A 21,139-nucleotide genomic window follows, 5' to 3' on the forward strand; every position below is an offset into this window, starting at 1 on the left:
TTTTCTCCTTAAAAAACCGGCCAGAGTAAAAAAGTTTTCTGGTCGGTTTTTTATATGGCTGAAAGATTTCTAGCCCAGACTCTTTTCATACCTGCGACAAATAAGCCGTCAAAACTTCAATTGCGAAAGGTATCGCTTCTTCTTTCGGATTTAGCTTGGTATGGTGCAATCCGTAGGGGGAATCGACGCCCAGCCAAAACATAAAGCCTGGAATCTCCTCTAAAAAGTAGCCGAAATCTTCCCCTGTCATTGCAGCCTTTGCCTCAACAAAGCTATTTGGGAACCGCTCTTCTAAAAATTGAATAAAGCGATCGGTTTCTGCCTTGTCATTATAAACCTGACAGTAATCTGAACCCGGTATAAACTTGATTTCACACTGAAAGGCCTCTTCAAATCCCTTGGCAAGCTGATGAAGCCGCGACCAGACGATTTTCATTGTTTCTTTGGAAGCCGTTCGAATGGTGCCATCCAGATAAGCCTTTTCAGCAATCACATTCTGGACATCCCCACCTGCTATTTTTCCAACAGTAATCACCGCACTGTTCATAGGATCAATATTGCGACTGATGATCGTTTGCATCTGCATGACAAAACTGGACGCACACACGACCATGTCATTAGCTAAATGCGGATAGGCTGCATGCCCCGCCTTGCCAGTAAACTCGATAAATAATTCAGACGTATTGGCAAATAGCAGCCCCTCTTTTGTCGCGATTGTACCTACTGGATATTCCGGCGCAATATGAAGCGCATAGAAAGCATCCGGCCGCCACTTTTGAAATTCAGCACTCTCAAGGATCGGCTTGGCGCCCCCTGGCCCTTCTTCTGCCGGTTGAAAAACGAACAACAAATTGTCTTTAGGCTGATGCTCAGAAAAATGTTTCAAGACGCCAAGAGCGATACTCATATGGAAATCATGCCCGCAAGCATGCATGCGCCCTGGATGTGTCGATTGAAACGGCAGGCCTGTCTCTTCAGTCATCGGTAGTGCGTCAATATCGGTCCGATAACCGACTGTTTTTTCAGCGTCATAGCCTTCCACCAAGACAAGGATCCCCGTCCGCCAAGTCTGGATTGAAAAATAAGCGGCTTGATAGGCTTCAATTTTTTCAAGCAAATATTTCTGCGTTTTAAATTCCTGATAGCCAACTTCTGGAATTTGATGAAGTTCTCGTCTAATTTCAATAAATGGATTCATTCTGGTATCTCCTTTAGAAAAAGAGGCGCGCCCAATTTGGCACACCCCAGTATTTATATGAATTTATAGTTGGCGAAGTCCCTGCATGATTTCCGTTTTAGAAGCCGTTTTCGCATCCAATTCTTTGAGGACTCGCGCCGGAATCCCAGCAACAACCGTACCCGGAGCCACATCTTTGGTCACAATGGCACCAGCAGCCACAACTGCCCCCGCACCAACGCGTACACCTTCAAGTACGACCACATTGGCACCGATCACCACATCATCTTCAATCACAACAGGCTGAGCAGACGGCGGTTCAACAACGCCCGCCAAAACAGAGCCCGCACCGATATGACAATTTTTCCCGACAGTCGCTCGACCGCCCAGAACCACATTCATGTCGATCATCGTACCATCACCGATTACAGAACCAATATTGATACTGGCACCCATCATGATGACCGCATTGTTCCCGATGGTCACTTGATCACGAATGATTGCACCCGGCTCGATCCGCGCATTGATATTTTTCAAGTCCAGCATTGGAATTGCAGAGTTGCGGCGATCATTTTCAATGACATAGTCCGTGATTTTGGCTTGATTTTCTGTCAGGATAGGCTCGATGACGCTCCATTCGCCAAAAATCGTGCCAGCCTCGCCGCTGATAAATGTCTGAACCGTTTCCGGAAAGGCAATATCAGCAAGTGCTCCTTTTATGTAAACTTTCACAGGTGTCTTTTTCTTGCTGTTTTGAATGAATGAAATAATCTGATGTGCATCCATTTGTTCCATGTTTTTAGTCCCCTTTCAAGAGAAGTATTCTGTCTATAAGTTTGCCATAGCTAGCGGTCAGTTTCAAGAAAATGCTCTGTCAGTTCAAAGAAGGCTTTCACCTGCGGAAGTGCAAGCGACTGTTCATAGGAAAGCAGTGTCGTCTCGCGGCCAAGTGTCGTGCCATCTTTCTCTGTTAGCGGAATCTGATGAATTTCTTTTTCCGTATGCAAAAGTGTCACAGCGGGCAAAATCGCAAAACCAATTCCATTGATGGCCATTTGTCTGGAAGTTTCAATTTGATCCATCAGCATTGCCTGTTTCGGAATCTTGCCAAAGTTACGCTGCCAATAGTCCTGAATCACCTGGTAGTAATTGGAATCACTTTTAAATTGGATAAAAGGCCGATCTGTTTCAAAAACCTCTTCGATTCGGGTGATTTCCCGATCAACCAAAACAAGCGGATCCGTAAATAGCGGCTTTTTCACACTCTTCCAAGGTGTGGCACCGCGGACGATTCCCAAATGAACAGCTCCCTTTGAAAGCAGCTGATGCACTTCACTTGTCCAGCCGGTCTGCAAGGCAATTTGAACGTTCGGATACTTCTTGGTATAGGCCTTCAAAACGCGTGGCAGCCACATCTGTGCTACCACACTGGCACAGGCGATCCGCAGTGTACCGCGGACGATCCCTGTCATCGCCTCCAGTTTTTCCTGAATCAAGTGTTCACGTTCAATGACACTGGCGGCATGTCGCACAATCGCCTCTCCTTCCGGTGTCAGCAGAAGACCTTTTTGCGTGCGTATGAAAATTTTGGTTTGCCAACGACTTTCGATCGTCTGCAAGCGCTGTGAAAGTGCCGGCTGACTTAAAAACAGTTTTTCAGCACTTTTTCGCATGTTGAGTTCATCTGCTAAACAGACAAGCAGTTCATATTCCGTCACTATCATTTCTATTCCTCCACGGGTGCATGTATAAATTGATTGACTTGTTTTAGTACTACTCGTCTTGTAATGATGCCTTGAAAGTAATGGTCTTCATCTACCACACATAAAAAAGGATGGTCAACAAGCAGACGGACAACCCGCTCCACATCTATTTCCCCTTTGATTACCGGAAAATCGGTTTGCATGGCATCTTCTACTTTTAAGGTTTCCAGCCGTTCATATTCAATCCGTTCGAGCCCTAGAATGGAATCTGTAATCATGGCTGCACTGATCAAACCATGCAGCTTGAATTCAAAATCAAGGACAGGAATAACAGAGTATCCGCATTTTGTGAGAACTAGTAGAGCATGTTCAAGATTGTTTCCCATTTGCACGTGTGCAACCTTTTCAGCTGAGATCATGCCTTCTTCCAATTTATCTTTCAAAAAAATACCTAATCTATTTGAGATCATGAAGTTTTCCTCTTCTCATTTTGTCAATTTATCCAATTATAAATTCCTCTAACTAGCGCCATTTAAACATCACATTCCTATTTTACCATAATCATTGCGGAAATTCCCTTATCTTTTCCCAAAAATGACACAAAAAAACCGGGGTTTCATGCCCCAGTTTTATGCTTATTTAATTTTCTTGTAATGCTTCAAAAATTTCAATAGCTGTCATATCAATATCATCGAATTGATATTTACTGTTCACGCCATAAATTTCAACTTCAAACGAACCTGACGCTTGAAAATACTTTACCTCACAAACAGGCGTGCCGTCCTTCTCAAAACGTCGAGATTGCGGTTCAGCAGCTTCATCCTCCTGCATAGCATGTAAACGTTGAATAATTCCCATTAACTGAGACACTGTACATTCTCCTCTCAAAAATACACCTGGCGTACAAAAACATCAATCTGCTTCTCTATTTCCCGTAAAACGGTACTCGCCAACCAATAATTGTTAATCATTATACTATCAAATTTTAGCGCAAACCGCACGTGTTTCGCAAGAGGAAATCAAAATTATTTTCATTTTCGACAAAAAAACAGTTACTGCACAGTAACTGTTCGGTCATCTATCATTCATTTTACGGTTGTTTTTCATTTCTTGATGCGTCGCAATGGCTCGCTGTATGGTCTTTTGACGATTGAATCCTTTCACACAAAGTGTCTCCTCACCAAGATTCACATATACTTCTCCCCATGAGCCACAGGGATTAAAGCCATAAACGTGGATTTTCAATGTCCCCTCCGAAGTTGGAAAGAACATCATTTCAAATTTTCCTGTCTTATTCATACCAGGAACCCCTCTCAATCACTTTCTTATTGAAAATGATTATCATTATTGATACCTATTGTACGAGAAAAACGGTCCCCTTGCAAGTCTTTTTTCATATTTTCAGATTTTTTATTTGAAACGGCTTCAAATGTACATTTTATGATATGATAAAAGATATCTTGAAAGAAAAAAGGTGAATATTTATGTTAAAACCAATCCGTAGCGACTTAAATAAAATTGCTGTCAGTGGCATTCGCGCATTCAACAACCGGGTCAGCACGATTGACGGAGTGATTCGACTGACGCTTGGAGAACCTGACTTTCCAACACCCGAACATGTAAAAGAAAGTGCCATACAGGCCATTCGCGAAAATTTTACCAATTACACACCTAATGCAGGCATGCCAGAATTAAGAAAAGCAGCAAGTGTCTTTTTTGATAAAAAATATCAACTGGGTTTTTCCGAACAGGAGATCATCGTAACAGTTGGTGCAACCGAGGCGATTGCGATTGCCCTTGAGACCATACTGGAAAACGGTGATGAAGTCATTTTACCTGATCCTGTTTACCCAGGTTACGAGCCACTAATCACACTTCGCGGCGGGGTACCCGTTCTGATCGATACAACGGACACAGCCTTTAAAATCACACCGGAAAAGTTACGAGCAGCGATTACACCGCGGACAAAGGCGATTGTCATGCCATACCCGTCCAATCCGACCGGCGTCACCCTGTCAGAGGCAGAATTAGCCGCTTTAAGCGATGTTTTACGTGATACAGGTATTTACGTAGTGGCTGACGAAATTTACAGTGAGCTGACCTACAACTCTCCACACGTCTCTATTCGTCCCATGCTGCCTGAACAAACGATCGTCATTAACGGCTTGTCTAAATCTCACGCCATGATTGGCTGGCGGATTGGCTTTTTGATGGCCCCAGAGTCGCTTATAAGTGAGATGCTTAAAATCCACCAGTATACGGTCACATGTGCCAGCTCCATCAGTCAAAAAGCGGCGCTAGAAGCTGTCACAAATGGCTTTGATGATACCTTGCCGATGCGAACCGAGTATAAAACGCGGGCAGGCTTTGTGCTTGATCGTCTGGAAAAAATGGGCTTTCAAGTCATTCCGCCTGATGGTGCCTTTTACTTCTTTGTCAAGCTGCCGGACAGTATTGCCGATAATTCATTTGATTGGGCAGTACGACTAGCGGAAGAGCAGCAAGTGGCTGTTGTACCTGGCAGTGCTTTTTCAACAAAGGGCGATCGCTATTTCCGCCTGTCTTATGCGGCATCGTTTGATCAATTGGCACTTGCGATGGACCGGATGGCCGCCTTTATGAAATAAAAAAACAGCTTCAAGCAGCATGGAACGACTTTCCCAATCGTTTTACTGCCTGAAGCTGTTTTATTTTTATTGATAGTAACGAATCAGCGCTTGTGTCCCCTTTTCGCTTAAACCGTTTTGAGCGAGGATTTGGTACATTTTCTCCGCCAACTCAAGGCCCGGCAATTCTAGTGACATTTTTTGCGCTTCATCAAGGGCTATACGCATATCTTTAATAAAGTGTTTGATAAAAAAGCCCGGTTCAAAATCATTCTTTAGGACACGCGGAATCAAATTTGAAAGCGACCAGCTGCCAGCCGCTCCGCCTGATATCGATTCTAAAACCCGTTCTGGATCAAGCCCTGCCTTTTCTGCATAGACGATGGCTTCTGTCACACCAATCATATTTGATGCAATCGCAATCTGATTCACCATCTTTGTATGCTGACCAGCCCCAGCCGCCCCCTGCCAAATGATTTGCTTCCCGAGCACGCTCAATACTGGTTCTACACGTGAAAAAGCCGCCTGATCTCCACCAACCATGATGGAAAGTGTCCCCTGCTTAGCGCCAATATCTCCGCCCGAAACAGGCGCATCCAGTACATCAATGTGATAGCGGTGCCCCTCTTCCGCCAGCCTTGCAGCCAAATGCGGCGAACTAGTCGTCATATCAATCGCCACACTCCCCGCCGGAAGATGTGCTAAAATCCCCTCATCGCCCAAATAAAGCGCCTCAACATCGCTAGGATATCCGACCATCGTAATGATCAGATCGACCTGTTCAGCAAGTTCTGCTGGATTCGCATGCCAAATAGCCCCATCTCGGAGCAGTGCCTCCGCTTTCGACTTTGTACGTGTATAAATATGTAATTCATGATCTTGCTGCATCAAATTGCGGATCATGCTAGTTCCCATGACACCAGTACCAATAAAACCAATTTTGACCATCTTTATTCACCCCTTAAATAGATACAATCGCGAGTATAAGAAACGGCAGGAGCATGATCATAACAATAATCACATGCACCCATTTATACATTACTACAATCGCAATAAATTCGCGAATCAAAGCGTTTGGCATGTAATACAGCGCGGTTTTTGCACCGATTCCCTGACTTTTCAGCCCGGCTTTTTTCGCATAGAGACTCGCTCGAAACAGATGGAAATTATTTGTAGAAAAAATGCTGTTATATTTTCCCATGATTCCATCCATCATTTTTTTCGAAAACTGCATGTTTTCAAGTGTATTAGTGGATTTATCCTCCATCAAGATACATTCTTCCGGAATCCCCTTTTCCAGCAAATAGAGCCGCATGGCATTCGCTTCCGAAGTGTCCTCATCTGGACCTTGACCACCTGAAACAATGATGGTGGCCTGTTTCCCCGTTTTCGCCACCTGCTTGGTATAAAAATGAATGGCGCGGTCTAAACGTCCAGCTAAAAGCGGCGGCACACGATCGCCCATCAACCCACTCCCCAGCACGATAATAAAATCCTGATTCTTACACGGGAAGTTCAATTGACAAACGATTGTTGAAATAAGAAAGCTGATAAAGAAAAAAGTAAAGTAGCCAACGACCATTAAAATAAGCATCAGTAAAATCGTTAAATAAAGATTTTGAATGATGGCACCTTGAGCAACTATCCAAACAATCAACGTTAAAATGGCGAGTCCCGCAAATAATGGCAATAAATTAGTCAAACGCCGTCCTTCTTTTTTGATCATGACGCGACCATTTGCCACAAGTCCAACTGCAATCCCTAAAATAAAGAAAGGAAACATAAGTAACAGTAAAATAAAAAAGCCAGTCGCGATAACGCGCATCAAATCATTCTGATCTGACAAATTCAAAACAAAGCCTAGAATTGCGAGCAAGCCAAAAAACAAACCGATCGTCAAAAATAGACCATTGCTAATTTTTCGACGATCATATATTGATAATGCAAAGAAAATCGCAATAAAAATAAGTGCTAAATAAGTAAAAAACATCTAGCCCCTTCTCCCTTCTTTCCCTTCCATTTACCCTTTCCTATAAAAAATGAGCTGGAGTAAGAACCCCAGCTCATGATGATTAAATGATTACTCAGCTGTATATTTCTCAACCAAAGCAACAACTTCTTCAGCAGTCGCTTGTTCAAGAGCTTCTTCAGCCAATTTGACCATTTCCGTTTTATCTAGTCGTTTGATCAGTGAACGGGATTTCAAAATGCTTGAAGCACTCATTGAAAACTCATCCAAGCCTAAACCTAGAAGAAGCGGAATAGCGGTTTGATCGCCGGCCATTTCGCCACACATGCCTGTCCATTTGCCTTCTTTGTGAGAAGCGTCGATTACGTTTTTCACAAGACGCAGGATAGATGGATTGTATGGTTGGTAAAGATAAGAAACACGTTCGTTCATACGGTCTGCTGCCATTGTATATTGGATCAGATCGTTTGTGCCGATTGAGAAGAAATCAACTTCTTTGGCAAACTGATCAGCTAACACAGCTGCAGCCGGAATCTCAATCATGATTCCAAGTTCGATGCTGTCAGACACCTTCGTGCCCGCTGCAACTAATTTTTCTTTCTCATCAAGTAAAATCGCTTTTGCTTGACGGAATTCAGCAACTATTGCAATCATCGGGAACATGATTTTAAGTTTACCGTATACACTCGCACGAAGTAACGCACGAAGCTGTGTACGGAACAATTCTTCATTTGCAAAACAAAGACGGATTGCCCGGAAGCCTAGGAATGGATTCATTTCTTCTGGAAGTTCTAAATACGGAAGCGTTTTGTCGCCGCCGATATCCAGTGTACGAACAACTACGGAATGGCCACTCATGCCTTCTAGAACCGCTTTATATGCTTCAAATTGTTCTTCTTCAGTTGGGAAGTTATCGCGACCCATATACAAGAATTCTGTCCGATAAAGACCGACTGCTTCCCCACCGTTTGCAACAACACCTTCTAAATCATTCGGTGTTCCGATGTTTGCCGCAAGTTCCACTTGGACGCCATCTTTTGAAACGGTTTTTTCATTTTTAAGTTTTTCCCACTCAGCTTTTTGATCAGCAAAAGCAGTTTTCACTTTTTCGTAGTGGGCAATTTGTTCGCTGGAAGGATCAATAATTACATTGCCTTCAAGTCCGTCAATAATGACCATTTGCCCTTTTTCAGCAGCTTTTGTTACTTCTTTTGTTCCAACAACCGCTGGAATTTCAAGAGAACGAGCCATGATGGCAGAGTGAGAAGTCCGTCCGCCAATATCTGTCACAAAACCTTTTACAAAGTTCCGGTTGAGTTGTGCTGTATCGGATGGCGTTAAATCTGCTGCAACCACTACTACTTCTTCATCAATCAGCGCAGGATTTGGAATCGTTACGCCAAGCAAATGGGAAAGAACACGTTTTCGCACATCACGGATATCCGCTGCACGTTCACGCATGTATTCATTATCCATCGACTCAAACATGCCAATAAACATGTCAGTTGTTTCTTGAAGAGCAGATTCTGCGTTCACTTGACTGTTTGTGATGCTTTCTTCAATAGGTCCAAGAAGCTCTGGATCGTTTAATACGAGTAAATGAGCATCAAAAATTTGCGCTTTATCTTCTCCAAGACTTTCAGCTGCTTTATCGCGGATCGTTGCTAGTTCAGATTTAGAAATTTCAACTGCACTTTGAAAACGTTTAACTTCGCTTTCTGCATCGGACACCACCGATTTTCCAAAAGAAAGGTCTGGTTCTACGAGCAGATAAGCTTTCGCAATGGCAATCCCATCAGATGCTGCGATACCTTTCAACTCTTTTACCATTATTCAGCCAATCCTTCTTTCTTAAGTACCTCAGTCAAGCCTTCGATTGCTTCTTTTTCGTCACTGCCTTCAGCATAAATCGTAATATCAGCACCTTTACCGATACCTAGAGACATAACGCCCATGATCGATTTAAGGTTGACTTTTTTACCAGTATATTCGATTTGAACATCCGAGCTGTATTTGCTTGCAGCCTGCACGAGTAAAGTCGCTGGGCGTGCGTGAATTCCTGTTTCATCAATTACTACAAAACTTGCTTGTTCCATAATTACATTCTCCTTCGTAAAGAAATTTATTGTGACTTTTTTCACCATAAAATACTATCAGCAAAAAAAGACTATCCCTCAATTAAAAAGAGTACCATGTTTTTTCCACTGACACAACTATTTCATGAAATTTTTTGTGCAAAAAATCACTCGATTACTTATTTTAACGAACTTTTCTTAAAAACGCAACGGGCACTACTTATGACAATGATTTTTGCTCTATTTCTATCATTTTTTTTGATATAAAATAAGAATAAATGCATGAAATTGTTAACATTTCGTGAACCATAAGGACTTTTAGTTGATTTTCTAGTCATAATAGTGCAAACTAATGGGAAGGTTCTTACATATAGCAATAAAATTTCCCGCTAGACGGAAACGTTGCAATTTGAAGGAGTGATGAGCTGTGGCCAAAGCGCATGTAGGCGATATTATCGAGTTCAAGGACGGGCTTACTGGTATCGTTGAAAAATTAAATGAAAACTCTGTTATTGTAGATCTAACTTATATGGAAAATTTTAATGAACTAGGTATTGAAGAAAAAACCGTTGTCAATCATAAAAATTACAAAATCATTCATTCAAGTAATAATCAAGACTAATGAACGATCCAATCAACACGAGAAATGACCTTTATTGACGCTATCTGTAAAGGTCTTTTTCATGCCTTAAAATCCTGCTATTTATTTGGAGTGAACAAAATGTCTCGGAAAAAAGTTGTCATTATTGGTGCTGGCCCCGGCGGATTAGCTGCTGGCATGCGCCTCATTTCGCTAGGTTATCACGTGAGCATTTATGAAAAAGCCGCACAGATTGGCGGCCGCACAGCCGCTTCCAAACTAGGTGCTTACTGCTTTGATATTGGCCCCTCCTCATTGACCATGCCGCATATCCTCACCTCGCTTTTTATGGATGCGGAACGTAATATGTACGACTATCTGACGCTTATCCCTCTCGATCCTCTCTACCAATTGCATTTCAAAGATACACGCTTCCGCCTTTACCAAAACAAACAGAAAATGCAGCAGGAATGGCAAAAAGTTTTTCCTTGCTACGAGAAGTATTACCAGCGTTTTATGGCCGAAAATGCTAAAAAAATGCTGTACATAACCCCTTTATTTGAACTTCCCGTCAATAGCCTTTCTTATTTTCTCCGTCCTCGTTTTTGGCGGGCGCTTCCAAGTCTTACACTAGGACGCGGTCTCATAGATGATGTGGCACGTTTTTTTACAGAGCCATTTTTGCGCTATGCTTTTACGCTTCAAACGCGCTATCTCGGTATGTCCCCATGGCAGGCCCCTTCTTATAACACCCTCTTTTCATTTGCTGAAAACTATTATGGCACCTATTATGCAGCAGGAGGAAATCATGCCATCACAACAGCAATGGCCGACGTGTTCCGCGAAAAAGGTGGGACCATTCATTTAGGCCGTTCGGTCGTTTCCTTCAAAAAGCAAAAGAAACACTTGCAGTCTTGCCGATTGCAAAACGGGGAAGAAGTTGCTGCAGACTATTTTATTTTTAACGGTCCCCCGCCTCAAGAAGATCTTCCTGCTAAAACGTCCTATACGAACAGCGCTGTGGTTTGGTATTTGGGCTTAGATATTCAACTCCCATTAAGTTCAGAAATCATTTTATTTCCCGACGACCTTAGGGAAACCATGTCCGCCCTCCACGATAAACTGATACTCCCAGCGGATCCACTCATCTATATTTCCAATCCTTCATCGCTTGATCCAACGCTTGCGCCACCTGGTCATTCTGTCCTTCGCATCACGGTCCCTGTGCCTCATTTAAAAGCTTCGATTGATTGGCACGCGGCATTTCCTGCATTCGAAAAACAAGTGATGCATCTTGTCCGAAAAAAACTAGCCCTTCAAGATTTATCCTCACACATCCGCGTCAAACATGTACGAACGCCCCTCGACTGGCAAGCCTCCTATCATCTGCCATACGGTGCACTTTTCGGCACCAAGCAAACTTACTGGCAGCGCGGTTTCCATCATACGAGCACAAGATTCCATCGCCGTTTCAAAAATGGCTTTCTGGTGGGCTCTCAGGCTCATCCCGGCAGCTCGCTTCCTTATATTCTACTGGGAGCCGAGGCCGTCGCGAAAGAGATCCACCAGTTGGCCAAGAAAAAACCGACCCGCGATTAATTGGGGTCGGCCTCTTTTTCTTTATCTAAACTAACATAATAACAAATCGTAAAAATCAGATTGGCGATCAAGCCGATCATGATTGATGTCCATAAATCGGAATAAAAGGCGAGAAAAACAAAAAAGGCAATGATGATCCAATAAACGATGACGATTTCCGACTTCAAGTCTGGATAGCGAAGATGCCCCCACTGATCTGTCAAACTCAGAATAAAGTAAATCATCAAGTGAAGAATTAGACCGAGTGTCCACCAATTGGCTACATCTGACAACTGTAAAATCGTCAAGCCATCCGTCATAAAGAGGTGTTTTGCCTGCATGGAAACTGGTTCGATCAGAATTTCAAAAATCATCACCATCGTCGCAGATATGATGGCATAGATTCCGCCGCGGAGCCAGTCAATGCTCATTTTCAACGTAATCTCACGTGCGATGATGTGCGTCCCAGCAATCAGACCGACCCAAATGAAGCCGAATGTCACTGGAATCCCGCTGATCGTAAAGCCAATCGTCGGGCCAGCAAGCTCTTCATTGAAACTGATTTGCATCCATTCAATACAGGTTGTTACCGCAAAAATCAAAATGGTGATGGCCCAGCCAAGCCCTTTGCCATATTGCATGATGAAAAAGCAGGCGCCAAATATACCGGAAAAAATTAAAAAGAGCGATTGCGCACCGGAAAGCGTGGGCGGCAATACATGAAGAGTTGTTAATAACACACTGATTAAAAACCAAAATATATAAATCCATAGTAATAGTTTGTAATTTTTTTCGAGCACACTAACACTCCTTTATCTAACTGCTGCTTGTCTTATTATAACAGCTTCCTAACGAAAAAACTTCAATTTTTGCCAGATATTCGCGGTTCTTATGCAATTATGGTTGCCAAAGCGTCTTTTTTTGGTTAAAGTATGAGATAGAAGTTTGATTGAAGAGGTGTATAATTCGTGTATAGCAGCAGAATTGATTGGAAACTCATCTTTGGTATTATTTTTGCCGCTGTTTTGATGATTGTTTCATTTAATTATAAAAGTAGTTTTTGGTATATGTATGGAGCTGCAATGTTATTTTTGGTTAGTTTTGGTATTTTTAACGTTGATTTGCAAAAAAAGAATTCCTTTATTAAAGGCGTAATCCCCGCTGTTTTCAGCGCAGTGATCTTATATGTTATTTTTTACATAGGTGCTTTCATTTTGAAAATCATGCCCTTTGGTCTGGATCACTCTGTCCAATCGGCATTTCATCGTTTTGCCACTGATGACTGGTATATTTGGATTTTGATGATCGTAGCAATTGTCCCGGGAGAAGAGATTTTCTGGCGTGGTTTCGTCTTGCAGCGTTTGCTAAATGCTTTTCAAACCTGGTTCGCCATCCTGCTTGCCACCGTCATTTTAACAGTAATTGTTGCCTTCAGCGGAAGTTTCGCCCTAACCATCGGCATGTTCGCTGCCACATTGTTTTGGAATTTCCTGTATGTTTGGCGCCCCAGCTTACTTATGACGTATCTCTCGCATCTCTTATTCGTTTTTCTTTTACTGGCCGCACTTCCAATATATTGAGTGAAAGGCTGCAACGCGCAATGTTGCGGCTTTTTATTTTGCCTAAAATTTTTGAGCAAAGTTCTTGAAAGTCAAAAAAGGTCAGGATATAATAAGTTCATAAGGTCAAAGTTAGTCAAAGTCAGATAAGACCTTAATCCGGCTAAAATGCCGCTACTACTTCCCTAAAAGGAGGAATTTTTTATGCAATGTCAAAATTGTCATCAGAATGAAGCGAAGATTCAACTATATATGAATATGAATGGTCAAAAAATAGAAATGCCGCTTTGCGAAAGTTGCTATGCGGAACTGAAACAACAAGGTACTGGCAGCATGATGAGCGGTTTCAGTAATCCGTCCCCTTTCGATGAACTATTTCGTCAAATGGCAGGACAGATGAGACAGCCAAATTCAGCGGCTGGTGAACGCAACAAGCAATCGGCTGTTCGTACGGAGGCACCTGCTCAAGGTGGTGGACTGTTGGACGAATTTGGCACTAATTTAACAGATCTCGCCAAAAATGATCAATTAGATCCGGTTATTGGTCGCGATGCAGAAATCAAACGAACCATCGAAATTCTAAATCGCCGCAACAAAAACAATCCAGTCTTAATCGGCGAACCGGGTGTTGGGAAAACGGCTGTTGTGGAAGGACTGGCAAGTGCCATCGTGGCGGGAAAAGTACCGACTAAACTGCTGAATAAAGAAGTGATTCTACTGGACGTAGCTTCCCTTGTTTCCGGTACCGGCATTCGCGGTCAATTTGAAGAACGTATGAAGCAACTGATTGCCGAACTAACCGAACGCAAAGATACCATCCTGTTCATTGATGAGGTGCATACGATTGTGGGTGCTGGCTCTGCGGAAGGTTCCATGGATGCTGGCAATATTTTAAAACCAGCACTAGCACGCGGCAGTCTGCAAATGATTGGTGCAACAACGCTAAACGAATACCGGAAAATCGAAAAAGACGCCGCACTCGAACGTCGCTTCCAACCTGTCATGGTGGATGAGCCATCAAAAGAGGCCACTTTGCTGATTTTAGACGGGCTAAAAGAGCGATATGAAGATTTCCATGAAGTCGTCTACTCAAAGGAAGCACTCGATGCTGCAGTGGAACTGAGCGCTCGCTACATTCAGGATCGCCATTTGCCCGACAAGGCGATCGATTTGATGGATGAAGTGGGTTCCAAATACAATCTTACCATTGAAGCGCTGGACGAAATCACTGTAGCCGATCGTTTGGCACGTCTGGAAACAGAAAAGGCACAAGCGCTTAAAAATGAAGACTACGAAAAAGCTGCCACAGTTCGCGATGAAATTACGCGTATCGAAGAGAAGAAAAACAATCGCGCAATGACGGAACGCCCTGTGATTCAGGCCTCTGATATTCAACTACTAATCGAAGAAAAAACAGGCATTCCAGTCGGCCGGCTCGCCCAAGATGAGCAATCGAAAATGAAGGATCTGGAAAGTCATTTGAACGAGCATGTAATTGGTCAACAGGAGGCCGTTCAAAAAGTGGCGAAAGCGATCCGTCGCAGCCGTGTTGGGCTGAAGCAGAAGAATCGACCAATCGGGTCCTTCCTGTTCGTTGGTCCAACGGGGGTTGGGAAAACAGAACTGGGCCGCACGCTGGCCAATGAATTATTTGGTTCTGAGGATGCCATGATCCGGCTCGACATGAGTGAGTTCATGGAAAAACACAGTGTCTCTAAGCTGATTGGGTCCCCTCCCGGCTATGTTGGACATGAGGAAGCTGGCCAATTGACAGAAAAAGTTCGCCGCAATCCTTACAGTATTCTTCTACTTGATGAAATGGAAAAAGCCCATCCAGACGTTCAGCATATGTTCTTGCAAATTTTAGAAGATGGTCGTCTGACAGATTCACAAGGTCGAACAGTCAGCTTTAAAGATACCGTCATCATCATGACGAGTAACGCCGGAACAGGCACGAAAGAGGCATCTGTCGGCTTCAACACAAAAGAAGAAAAGCTTACAAATAGCAGTGAATTGCTCAGTCGATTGGGCTATTACTTCAAACCAGAATTTCTCAACCGGCTCGACAATGTGATTGAATTTAAAGCGCTGGAAAAAGATTCCCTTCTGCAAATTGTGGATCTGATGCTCGCCGACTTAAATAAAATGCTGCACGCACAAGACTTAGAACTAGATGTGAGTGCAGAAGCCAAAGAACAACTGATTGAACTTGGTTATGATGCTCAATTTGGAGCGCGTCCATTAAGAAGAACCATCCAGGAACAATTGGAAGATCAAATTGCCGACGTGCTCATTGATCAACCTGAAGTGACTGCTCTCAAAGCAACTCTTGATGAAGCGCATAAAATCGTAGTGGAAGCGACTGCGTAAATTCAAGTTTCCATCCCTACAAATATAAAACCAGAAGTGAAGCCCTGACCCATTTTTCTGAAATGGCTTGGCTAAACTTCTGGTTTTTTTCTATCTAAAAATGGAAATGTTGTAGCTCATGACTGAGAAGCCACTCTTTTTTATCGACCTCCGCCCCGTTATAACCAACTAACTGTCCGTTTTTCCCAACCACGCGATGACAGGGTAGAATGATGGGCAAGGGGTTTTTACGATTGGCCTGACCAACCGCTCTTACAGCCTGGACATCGCCAAGTTTTCGCGCAACATCTTGATAACTCCACACAGCGCCATAAGGAATGTCCGCCAGCACCTGCCAGACTCGCTTTTGAAAAGCGGTTCCCTCCATAATTTGCCATGGCAGATCGAATTGCAGACGAGTCCCTTGGAAATATTCGTCCAGTTGCGTGAAAACTAGTTGCTGCGTGAAAAAATCCGCCTCCGTTTCCAAATTTTCTAGTTGGTCTAGCGGTTCATAAGAAATGTTGGTTAACGCGCCATCTTGAATGGTCAGATAAAGCGGTCCTAATGGTGATTCAAAAACAGCAGTCATCTGTGTTCCTCCTCGAATGTCATTCATCATTGTTACATAACGACCGATTTTTTCATGAAATTGTTAGCAGATTGAAAGCATATTGTTAAAGCAATCGGGGAAAATAGCAATATGCCATTTTGTCTAAAAAAAGAAGCGTGTGGTGATAATTAGTGACAAATCAAATCGTAGAAATGGCCGCTAAAAAGCCTAAAGAACGTGATTATTATTTTGATAATGCCAAATTCATCTTGATTTTCCTCGTCGTTTTCGGTCACCTTTTGCAAACCTTTATTGCCGAGTATGAAAATGTTCGTATTCTCTACCTCTATATCTATACCTTTCACATGCCAGCTTTTATCTTAATGTCTGGGTATTTTGCCAAGGGCTTCCGCAAAAAGGGCTACTTGTCGAAAACCATCAAAAAATTGATTTTACCGTATCTCATTTTTCAGTTGATTTATTCTATATTCTACTATTTTCTACTCGGAGAAGATAGTCTGTCGTTAAAAATCTTAGACCCCGAATGGTCGATGTGGTTTCTGCTCAGTCTGTGTTTTTGGAATCTCATGCTGTATCTTTTTGCTCGTTTTTCTGCTAAAAAAGGGCTGGTTATCGCCTTCTCTCTCGGGCTTCTTGCTGGCTATTTTGATATGATTGGCGGCTATCTAAGTCTTTCGCGCACCTTTGTTTTCTTTCCGTTTTTCTTAGTGGGCTTTTTCATGACCAAAGAGCATTTCAAACTTTTGCAAACTCGTTCAGCAAAATTAGTCGGCATGCTGGTCACTTTGCTTATTCTGGGATTTATTATACTCAATCCCGAAATGAACGAAGATTGGTTTTTAGGCTCCAAACCTTATGATAAACTTGTTGATGTCAAATCGCTAGGAATGCTGATTCGTCTAGCTGTTTATGGGATTAGCTTCCTCTCCGTTTTTGCTTTCTTTACTTTTGTGCCTAAACGACGATTATTTTTTACAAAATGGGGTAAAAATACTCTGTACGTATACTTGCTGCATGGCTTTTTCATCAAGACCTTCCGCGAGGATTCTGCATTTGGCGCTAATTATTCACTGCAAACCTTTGTTATTTTGCTGGGAGTATCCTTCTGTCTGACAATACTTCTTTCAAGTAGTCTTGTTACGACTTTTGTTCAACCAGTCATTGAACTAAGGATTTCGCGTCTGAGAACACTTTTTAGCCGTCTCAAAGAAAAATTGCTGCCTAATCAAAGTTATTAAAGCATGCTGCATAAAGGAGGCATTAACATGGGGAGTAGAAAACCTGAGATGATCATTGGTTTGATCGGCTCAATTATTGCAATTGGTGTAGGGGTTTGGATTATTAATTATGGAGATTCGCTTTCAGCCTACATCCAAACATTCACTTATTTACCTGGAAATCTTGGTGGTGAGGTGGCGCAGCTCGGTTGGATTACCTTAATTATCGGAATCGTAGCCTTGCTTTTTGTCGTTTTCATCAAAAAAGCGCCACGTGCATTTGGTATCTTATTAACGCTTATTGGTATTCTAATGTTTTTCTTACTCGGCACATTATGGATCGTTTCAGGATTACTGCTGACACTGACTGGGTTGATGGGTATTTTCAGACAGCCTTTACCTGAAAAAAGATTTCGCCCATAAAAAATAACGGAAAATCGGCCGCCTCTTTGAAAGCTGAGGTTGGATGGCCGATTTTCCGTTTTTATTTTGTCGATAAATTTTAACCCGTAATGATTTTCTCTTTTGGAAGACGAATCGCATTCTTAGGTTCATTTTTATTGCGCAGGCTGAGCATGGAATACATGATCCCCACTCGTCCGATAAACATCAATAAAATGATCACGACTTTGCCAAAGGTGCTAAGATGCGGCGTCAGCCCGAGCGACAAGCCACAGGTTCCGAATGCCGAGAATACTTCAAAAATAATTTCATTGATACCCGCATCTTCTGAACCAGCCAGAACGAGAATAGCTGTAAAGCATAGCATGGCAGCAAAAATAATAACGGCCAGCGACTTGCGAACATCTTCCTGATAGACTTCCCGTCCAAATACATAGATATGTTTGCGACCGCGAATCACCGAAACTAAGAATAATATCGTGACTGCAAATGTCGTGGTCCGAATCCCACCGCCGACCGAGCTTGGCGACGCCCCAATAAACATCAGGAAGGAAACGAACAACTGGGTTGGAATGGTCAGGGCTGCACTATCCACTGTCTGCAATCCCGCACTTCTTGAGGTGGCTGAGAGAAACATCGAATTAAAGAAGCCCTCATACCAGCTTTTCCCCTGAAACAAATGATGATACTCCATCCCCCAGATCAGCAAACCACCGACCACCAGCAAAAGCAAGTAGGTGACGGTTGTAATTTTGACAAATAGTGAAAAACGAAATGGCACCAATGTGTTCTTTTCAAATAGAAAGCGGCGCGTCTCAATAAGTACTGGAAAGCCAATTCCCCCTGCTACAATCAGCAAGATGGAAATAAATTGAACAAAATAGTCATTCACAAAAGGTGTCAGACTGGATCCCGTAATATCAACGCCTGCATTGGTCACGAGTGAAACCGAATTGTATAATCCCTGAAACATGGCATCACTCACAGAATCATAGAACGGAATAAAATAGAGTCCCAGTATAACAGCGCCAATGACCTCAATCCCAATAATCAGAATGAGGATTTCACGTAGCATGCGAACCATCCCGCTCATTGTATATTGATTGGTGTCTGTCATAATGAGTTGCCGCTGTTTCAAACCAATCTTTCGCCGCAAAATTAAATAAAAGAAAGTACTCAGCATCATGACACCAAGTCCACCCAGCTGAAAAATCCCCATAAGCACCCAAATACCAGCCGTACTATACGTGTCCCCTACATCTACTGTGGCCAGACCTGTCACGCTCACCGAACTTGCCGCTGTAAAAAGCGTATCGATAAAGGAGACGCTGACGCCCGGTTTTTTCGTAAACGGCAGACTTAGAACAATTGTCGAAATTGTCACCGCTACAAAGTAATAGGTAATGATTAGTTGCACCGGGGTCATACGACTGAGTGTGATGCGAATCTTATCCCTGATTTTTTGATTTTCCAGATAAAGCCTTCTGTTTCTTCTCTTTTTTTCTTGCAATGATATAACCACCTAAACCAATTATTATCATAACCGACCAGAATGTCAGCTTCCAAGCCGGCGAATCTGGAAAGTCTTCTGGCAGTATTCCTACTGATGGATGCGCCAGTGTATAAACAGCTAGCTTCACACCCACCCAGCCGACGATCAAAAATGCAGCTGTTTCAAGCGTTGGATAGCGTTCCAATAATTTAACCACCTGTGTTGCGGCAAACCGAATTACAATCAGTCCCGCTAAACCGCCGAGGAACATCACGATAAATTGTCCGCCATTCATACCGCCAATTTCAAAATTACCTAGATCTGGCAGTGTCATTGCAAGAGCAGCGGCTGCAAGCATGGAATCAAGCGCAAAGGCAATATCCGTCAGCTCGACTTTGGCAACGGTTCCCCAAAAAGAAACCGGTTTGCCATCATCCGCCTCTGCCACTTCATGATTGTCTGTTTTCCCGCGCTTCAAGTCCCAAATATGCTTAAAGGACAGATACAGCAGATATAACGCACCGATGGCTTGAATTTCCCAAACCTTAACTAAGAATGAGATCAAAAAGAGTGCGATAAAGCGAAAAATAAATGCCCCGATTAGTCCATAAAATAAAGCCTTGCGCTGCTTATCGTGCGGAAGGCGTTTCACAATAACTGCCATCACGACGGCATTATCCGCTGAAAGTACTCCTTCTAGAATGACTAAAACTACGAAGACCCAGGCGTACTCTGCCCATATTGAAATATCCAAAAATTTCTCCACCTTTCTACTTCTAATACTTTACCATACAATGCCGCTTGTCGCATCTGTTTTAAAGTGAAAAAGAGACAGTTTCTGCTAAGAACTGCCTCTTGTTTATCAGGATGAGTGATTGGCCTGATTTTTTTTGTTTTGACGAACGGAAACCAGCCAGCCCCAGAAAATGATCAGGAGCATGACACCCCAGAAAATCAGTTTCCACGCAGTTGATTCTGGAAAGCTGTGCGGGATAACGCCCAAGCTTGGATGTGCCAACGTATAAATCACCAGCTTCACGCCCACCCAGCCGACAATCAGGAAAGCCGCTGTTTCAAGGGATGGGTATTTTTTGAGTAGCTTCACAAATTGAGTTGCCGCAAAGCGGATGATAATCAGCCCAATCAAACCACCGAGGAACATGACAATAAACTGGCCTGTATCGATGCCGCCAATTTGTCCCCAGCCTGTTTTCGGAAGGGTGATTGCCAGCGCCACAGCTGCCAGCATAGAATCAATCGCAAAAGCAATATCGGCCACCTCTACTTTTAGAACGGTCATCCAAAAGCCGGAACCCTTCTTTTCCTCCTCTTGTCCTTCCGCGTGGTCCTTTCCACGCAAATGCTTGACAATATGGCTGATAGCGATGTAAAGCAGATAAGCTGCCCCGAGCGCCTGCACTTGCCATACATTCGCCAGAAACGAAATCAGGAACAACGCGGTAAAGCGGAAAACAAATGCGCCCAGCAGGCCGTAAAAAAGCGCTCTTTTCTGTTGCTTCTCTGGCAAATGTTTGACCATGACGGCCATTACAACGGCATTATCGGCTGCAAGAATCCCTTCAAGCCCGATCAAAACGAGTAGTACCCACCCATATTCCAATATCATTGCTGTATCCAATAGACATTCCTCCTTGAATTTTTTGTGCTTCTTGAACGGCTTTCGGGCATCTTCGCTAAAAATAAAACGAGACCCCTGCCGTGGTAATCCCCACGAACAAAGGTCTCGCTGACATTTAAAATGTTGATAAAACCGATGGCGGATAGCCATGTAATGACGACTTTATCCTGTTTAAAAAACAGTGCTACTCCCCTTTGACATAGTCAAAAGCAACTTTTC

22 protein-coding genes and 1 riboswitch are annotated in these 21,139 nt (G+C 43.1%); of the genes, 7 read left to right on the plus strand and 15 right to left on the minus strand.

Annotated features, from left to right (window positions below; translation table 11 throughout):
* Positions 1 to 85 precede the first annotated feature (85 nt).
* The 6 genes from CS921_RS09295 to CS921_RS09320 all read right to left on the minus strand — a co-directional run bounded on the left by CS921_RS09295 (position 86) and on the right by CS921_RS09320 (position 4,179).
* Positions 86 to 1,198, minus strand: a complete 1,113-nt coding sequence (locus CS921_RS09295; protein WP_099223195.1) for an N-acetyldiaminopimelate deacetylase — start codon at positions 1,196 to 1,198, stop codon at positions 86 to 88.
* 63 nt (positions 1,199 to 1,261) lie between these two features.
* Positions 1,262 to 1,972 carry a 2,3,4,5-tetrahydropyridine-2,6-dicarboxylate N-acetyltransferase gene (dapD, locus tag CS921_RS09300; protein ID WP_099223197.1) on the minus strand — a complete coding sequence of 237 codons (711 nt, stop codon included), beginning with the start codon at positions 1,970 to 1,972 and terminating at the stop codon, positions 1,262 to 1,264.
* 50 nt (positions 1,973 to 2,022) lie between these two features.
* Positions 2,023 to 2,901, minus strand: a complete 879-nt coding sequence (locus CS921_RS09305) for a LysR family transcriptional regulator (protein ID WP_099223199.1) — start codon at positions 2,899 to 2,901, stop codon at positions 2,023 to 2,025.
* 2 nt (positions 2,902 to 2,903) lie between these two features.
* Positions 2,904 to 3,350, minus strand: a complete 447-nt coding sequence (cbpB, locus tag CS921_RS09310; RefSeq protein WP_099223201.1) for a cyclic-di-AMP-binding protein CbpB — start codon at positions 3,348 to 3,350, stop codon at positions 2,904 to 2,906.
* 169 nt (positions 3,351 to 3,519) lie between these two features.
* Positions 3,520 to 3,750, minus strand: coding sequence for a YkuJ family protein (locus tag CS921_RS09315; protein ID WP_099223203.1), 231 nt, complete (start codon positions 3,748 to 3,750; stop codon positions 3,520 to 3,522).
* A gap of 204 nt (positions 3,751 to 3,954) precedes the next feature.
* On the minus strand, positions 3,955 to 4,179 hold the full coding sequence (locus tag CS921_RS09320; protein ID WP_099223205.1) for a hypothetical protein: 225 nt from the start codon (positions 4,177 to 4,179) through the stop codon (positions 3,955 to 3,957).
* Positions 4,180 to 4,364: 185 nt separating this feature from the next.
* Here CS921_RS09320 and CS921_RS09325 point away from each other — a divergent pair, with 185 nt between their 5' ends.
* Positions 4,365 to 5,507 carry an aminotransferase class I/II-fold pyridoxal phosphate-dependent enzyme gene (locus tag CS921_RS09325; RefSeq protein ID WP_099223207.1) on the plus strand — a complete coding sequence of 381 codons (1,143 nt, stop codon included), beginning with the start codon at positions 4,365 to 4,367 and terminating at the stop codon, positions 5,505 to 5,507.
* A gap of 66 nt (positions 5,508 to 5,573) precedes the next feature.
* On the opposite strand, the gene CS921_RS09330 is transcribed toward CS921_RS09325, so the two are convergent.
* The 4 genes from CS921_RS09330 to CS921_RS09345 all read right to left on the minus strand — a co-directional run bounded on the left by CS921_RS09330 (position 5,574) and on the right by CS921_RS09345 (position 9,551).
* Entirely contained in the window at positions 5,574 to 6,434 is an 861-nt protein-coding gene (locus CS921_RS09330; protein ID WP_099223209.1) for an NAD(P)-dependent oxidoreductase, read from the minus strand.
* Positions 6,435 to 6,447: 13 nt separating this feature from the next.
* Positions 6,448 to 7,476: a YdcF family protein gene (locus CS921_RS09335; protein ID WP_099223211.1), complete on the minus strand. Its 1,029-nt coding sequence runs from the start codon at positions 7,474 to 7,476 to the stop codon at positions 6,448 to 6,450.
* A 90-nt stretch (positions 7,477 to 7,566) separates the two neighbouring features.
* On the minus strand, positions 7,567 to 9,285 hold the full coding sequence (ptsP, locus tag CS921_RS09340) for a phosphoenolpyruvate--protein phosphotransferase (RefSeq protein WP_099223212.1): 1,719 nt from the start codon (positions 9,283 to 9,285) through the stop codon (positions 7,567 to 7,569).
* A complete protein-coding gene (locus CS921_RS09345) occupies positions 9,285 to 9,551 on the minus strand; it encodes a phosphocarrier protein HPr (RefSeq protein WP_099223214.1) in 267 nt (88 codons plus the stop codon). Before CS921_RS09345 ends, ptsP begins: the two co-directional genes overlap by 1 nt.
* A 406-nt stretch (positions 9,552 to 9,957) precedes the next feature.
* Between CS921_RS09345 and CS921_RS09350 the strand changes: the two genes are divergently transcribed.
* A complete protein-coding gene (locus tag CS921_RS09350; RefSeq protein ID WP_099223216.1) occupies positions 9,958 to 10,152 on the plus strand; it encodes a YkvS family protein in 195 nt (64 codons plus the stop codon).
* 99 nt (positions 10,153 to 10,251) lie between these two features.
* A complete protein-coding gene (locus tag CS921_RS09355; protein WP_162921738.1) occupies positions 10,252 to 11,709 on the plus strand; it encodes a phytoene desaturase family protein in 1,458 nt (485 codons plus the stop codon).
* On the opposite strand, the gene CS921_RS09360 is transcribed toward CS921_RS09355, so the two are convergent.
* Entirely contained in the window at positions 11,706 to 12,488 is a 783-nt protein-coding gene (locus tag CS921_RS09360; RefSeq protein ID WP_099223220.1) for a DUF422 domain-containing protein, read from the minus strand. The two genes, CS921_RS09355 and CS921_RS09360, sit on opposite strands and share 4 nt — an antisense overlap.
* A 168-nt stretch (positions 12,489 to 12,656) precedes the next feature.
* Here CS921_RS09360 and CS921_RS09365 point away from each other — a divergent pair, with 168 nt between their 5' ends.
* Together CS921_RS09365 and CS921_RS09370 are read left to right on the plus strand one after the other, a co-directional pair.
* A complete protein-coding gene (locus CS921_RS09365; RefSeq protein WP_099223222.1) occupies positions 12,657 to 13,268 on the plus strand; it encodes a CPBP family intramembrane glutamic endopeptidase in 612 nt (203 codons plus the stop codon).
* Between the two features lie 183 nt (positions 13,269 to 13,451).
* A complete protein-coding gene (locus tag CS921_RS09370; protein WP_099223224.1) occupies positions 13,452 to 15,617 on the plus strand; it encodes an ATP-dependent Clp protease ATP-binding subunit in 2,166 nt (721 codons plus the stop codon).
* A 94-nt stretch (positions 15,618 to 15,711) separates the two neighbouring features.
* On the opposite strand, the gene CS921_RS09375 is transcribed toward CS921_RS09370, so the two are convergent.
* The gene (locus CS921_RS09375; RefSeq protein WP_099223226.1) at positions 15,712 to 16,188 is read right to left on the minus strand and encodes a methylated-DNA--[protein]-cysteine S-methyltransferase; all 477 of its coding nucleotides are present in this window, start codon (positions 16,186 to 16,188) and stop codon (positions 15,712 to 15,714) included.
* Positions 16,189 to 16,361: 173 nt separating this feature from the next.
* Between CS921_RS09375 and CS921_RS09380 the strand changes: the two genes are divergently transcribed.
* Both CS921_RS09380 and CS921_RS09385 read left to right on the plus strand, forming a co-directional pair.
* Positions 16,362 to 17,408 carry an acyltransferase family protein gene (locus CS921_RS09380; RefSeq protein ID WP_099223653.1) on the plus strand — a complete coding sequence of 349 codons (1,047 nt, stop codon included), beginning with the start codon at positions 16,362 to 16,364 and terminating at the stop codon, positions 17,406 to 17,408.
* 27 nt (positions 17,409 to 17,435) lie between these two features.
* A complete protein-coding gene (locus CS921_RS09385; protein ID WP_099223228.1) occupies positions 17,436 to 17,810 on the plus strand; it encodes a DUF4064 domain-containing protein in 375 nt (124 codons plus the stop codon).
* A gap of 79 nt (positions 17,811 to 17,889) precedes the next feature.
* Here CS921_RS09385 and CS921_RS09390 read toward each other — a convergent pair whose 3' ends face one another.
* From CS921_RS09390 to CS921_RS09400, 3 genes are all read right to left on the minus strand, one after another.
* Positions 17,890 to 19,215, minus strand: a complete 1,326-nt coding sequence (locus CS921_RS09390) for a TrkH family potassium uptake protein (RefSeq protein ID WP_099223655.1) — start codon at positions 19,213 to 19,215, stop codon at positions 17,890 to 17,892.
* A 22-nt stretch (positions 19,216 to 19,237) separates the two neighbouring features.
* Positions 19,238 to 20,035 carry a TerC family protein gene (locus CS921_RS09395; protein WP_099223230.1) on the minus strand — a complete coding sequence of 266 codons (798 nt, stop codon included), beginning with the start codon at positions 20,033 to 20,035 and terminating at the stop codon, positions 19,238 to 19,240.
* A gap of 108 nt (positions 20,036 to 20,143) precedes the next feature.
* Positions 20,144 to 20,920 carry a TerC family protein gene (locus CS921_RS09400; RefSeq protein ID WP_099223232.1) on the minus strand — a complete coding sequence of 259 codons (777 nt, stop codon included), beginning with the start codon at positions 20,918 to 20,920 and terminating at the stop codon, positions 20,144 to 20,146.
* A 38-nt stretch (positions 20,921 to 20,958) separates the two neighbouring features.
* Positions 20,959 to 21,125, minus strand: a riboswitch (yybP-ykoY riboswitch).
* Positions 21,126 to 21,139 lie beyond the last annotated feature (14 nt).

The organism is Listeria costaricensis (assembly GCF_900183385.1).
In the GTDB taxonomy this organism is placed as follows: Bacteria; Bacillota; Bacilli; order Lactobacillales; family Listeriaceae; genus Listeria; species Listeria costaricensis.

Bases quoted from the DNA above. Each gene is read 5' to 3' on its own strand.
- CS921_RS09295 (WP_099223195.1), bottom strand. From the start codon at position 1,198: ATGAATCCATTTATTGAAATTAGACGAGAACTTCATCAAATTCCAGAA.
- dapD (WP_099223197.1), bottom strand. From the start codon at position 1,972: ATGGAACAAATGGATGCACATCAGATTATTTCATTCATTCAAAACAGC.
- CS921_RS09305 (WP_099223199.1), bottom strand. From the start codon at position 2,901: ATGATAGTGACGGAATATGAACTGCTTGTCTGTTTAGCAGATGAACTC.
- cbpB (WP_099223201.1), bottom strand. From the start codon at position 3,350: ATGATCTCAAATAGATTAGGTATTTTTTTGAAAGATAAATTGGAAGAA.
- CS921_RS09320 (WP_099223205.1), bottom strand. From the start codon at position 4,179: ATGAATAAGACAGGAAAATTTGAAATGATGTTCTTTCCAACTTCGGAG.
- CS921_RS09325 (WP_099223207.1), top strand. From the start codon at position 4,365: ATGTTAAAACCAATCCGTAGCGACTTAAATAAAATTGCTGTCAGTGGC.
- CS921_RS09330 (WP_099223209.1), bottom strand. From the start codon at position 6,434: ATGGTCAAAATTGGTTTTATTGGTACTGGTGTCATGGGAACTAGCATG.
- CS921_RS09335 (WP_099223211.1), bottom strand. From the start codon at position 7,476: ATGTTTTTTACTTATTTAGCACTTATTTTTATTGCGATTTTCTTTGCA.
- ptsP (WP_099223212.1), bottom strand. From the start codon at position 9,285: ATGGTAAAAGAGTTGAAAGGTATCGCAGCATCTGATGGGATTGCCATT.
- CS921_RS09345 (WP_099223214.1), bottom strand. From the start codon at position 9,551: ATGGAACAAGCAAGTTTTGTAGTAATTGATGAAACAGGAATTCACGCA.
- CS921_RS09355 (WP_162921738.1), top strand. From the start codon at position 10,252: ATGTCTCGGAAAAAAGTTGTCATTATTGGTGCTGGCCCCGGCGGATTA.
- CS921_RS09370 (WP_099223224.1), top strand. From the start codon at position 13,452: ATGCAATGTCAAAATTGTCATCAGAATGAAGCGAAGATTCAACTATAT.
- CS921_RS09375 (WP_099223226.1), bottom strand. From the start codon at position 16,188: ATGACTGCTGTTTTTGAATCACCATTAGGACCGCTTTATCTGACCATT.
- CS921_RS09380 (WP_099223653.1), top strand. From the start codon at position 16,362: ATGGCCGCTAAAAAGCCTAAAGAACGTGATTATTATTTTGATAATGCC.
- CS921_RS09385 (WP_099223228.1), top strand. From the start codon at position 17,436: ATGGGGAGTAGAAAACCTGAGATGATCATTGGTTTGATCGGCTCAATT.
- CS921_RS09390 (WP_099223655.1), bottom strand. From the start codon at position 19,215: ATGACCCCGGTGCAACTAATCATTACCTATTACTTTGTAGCGGTGACA.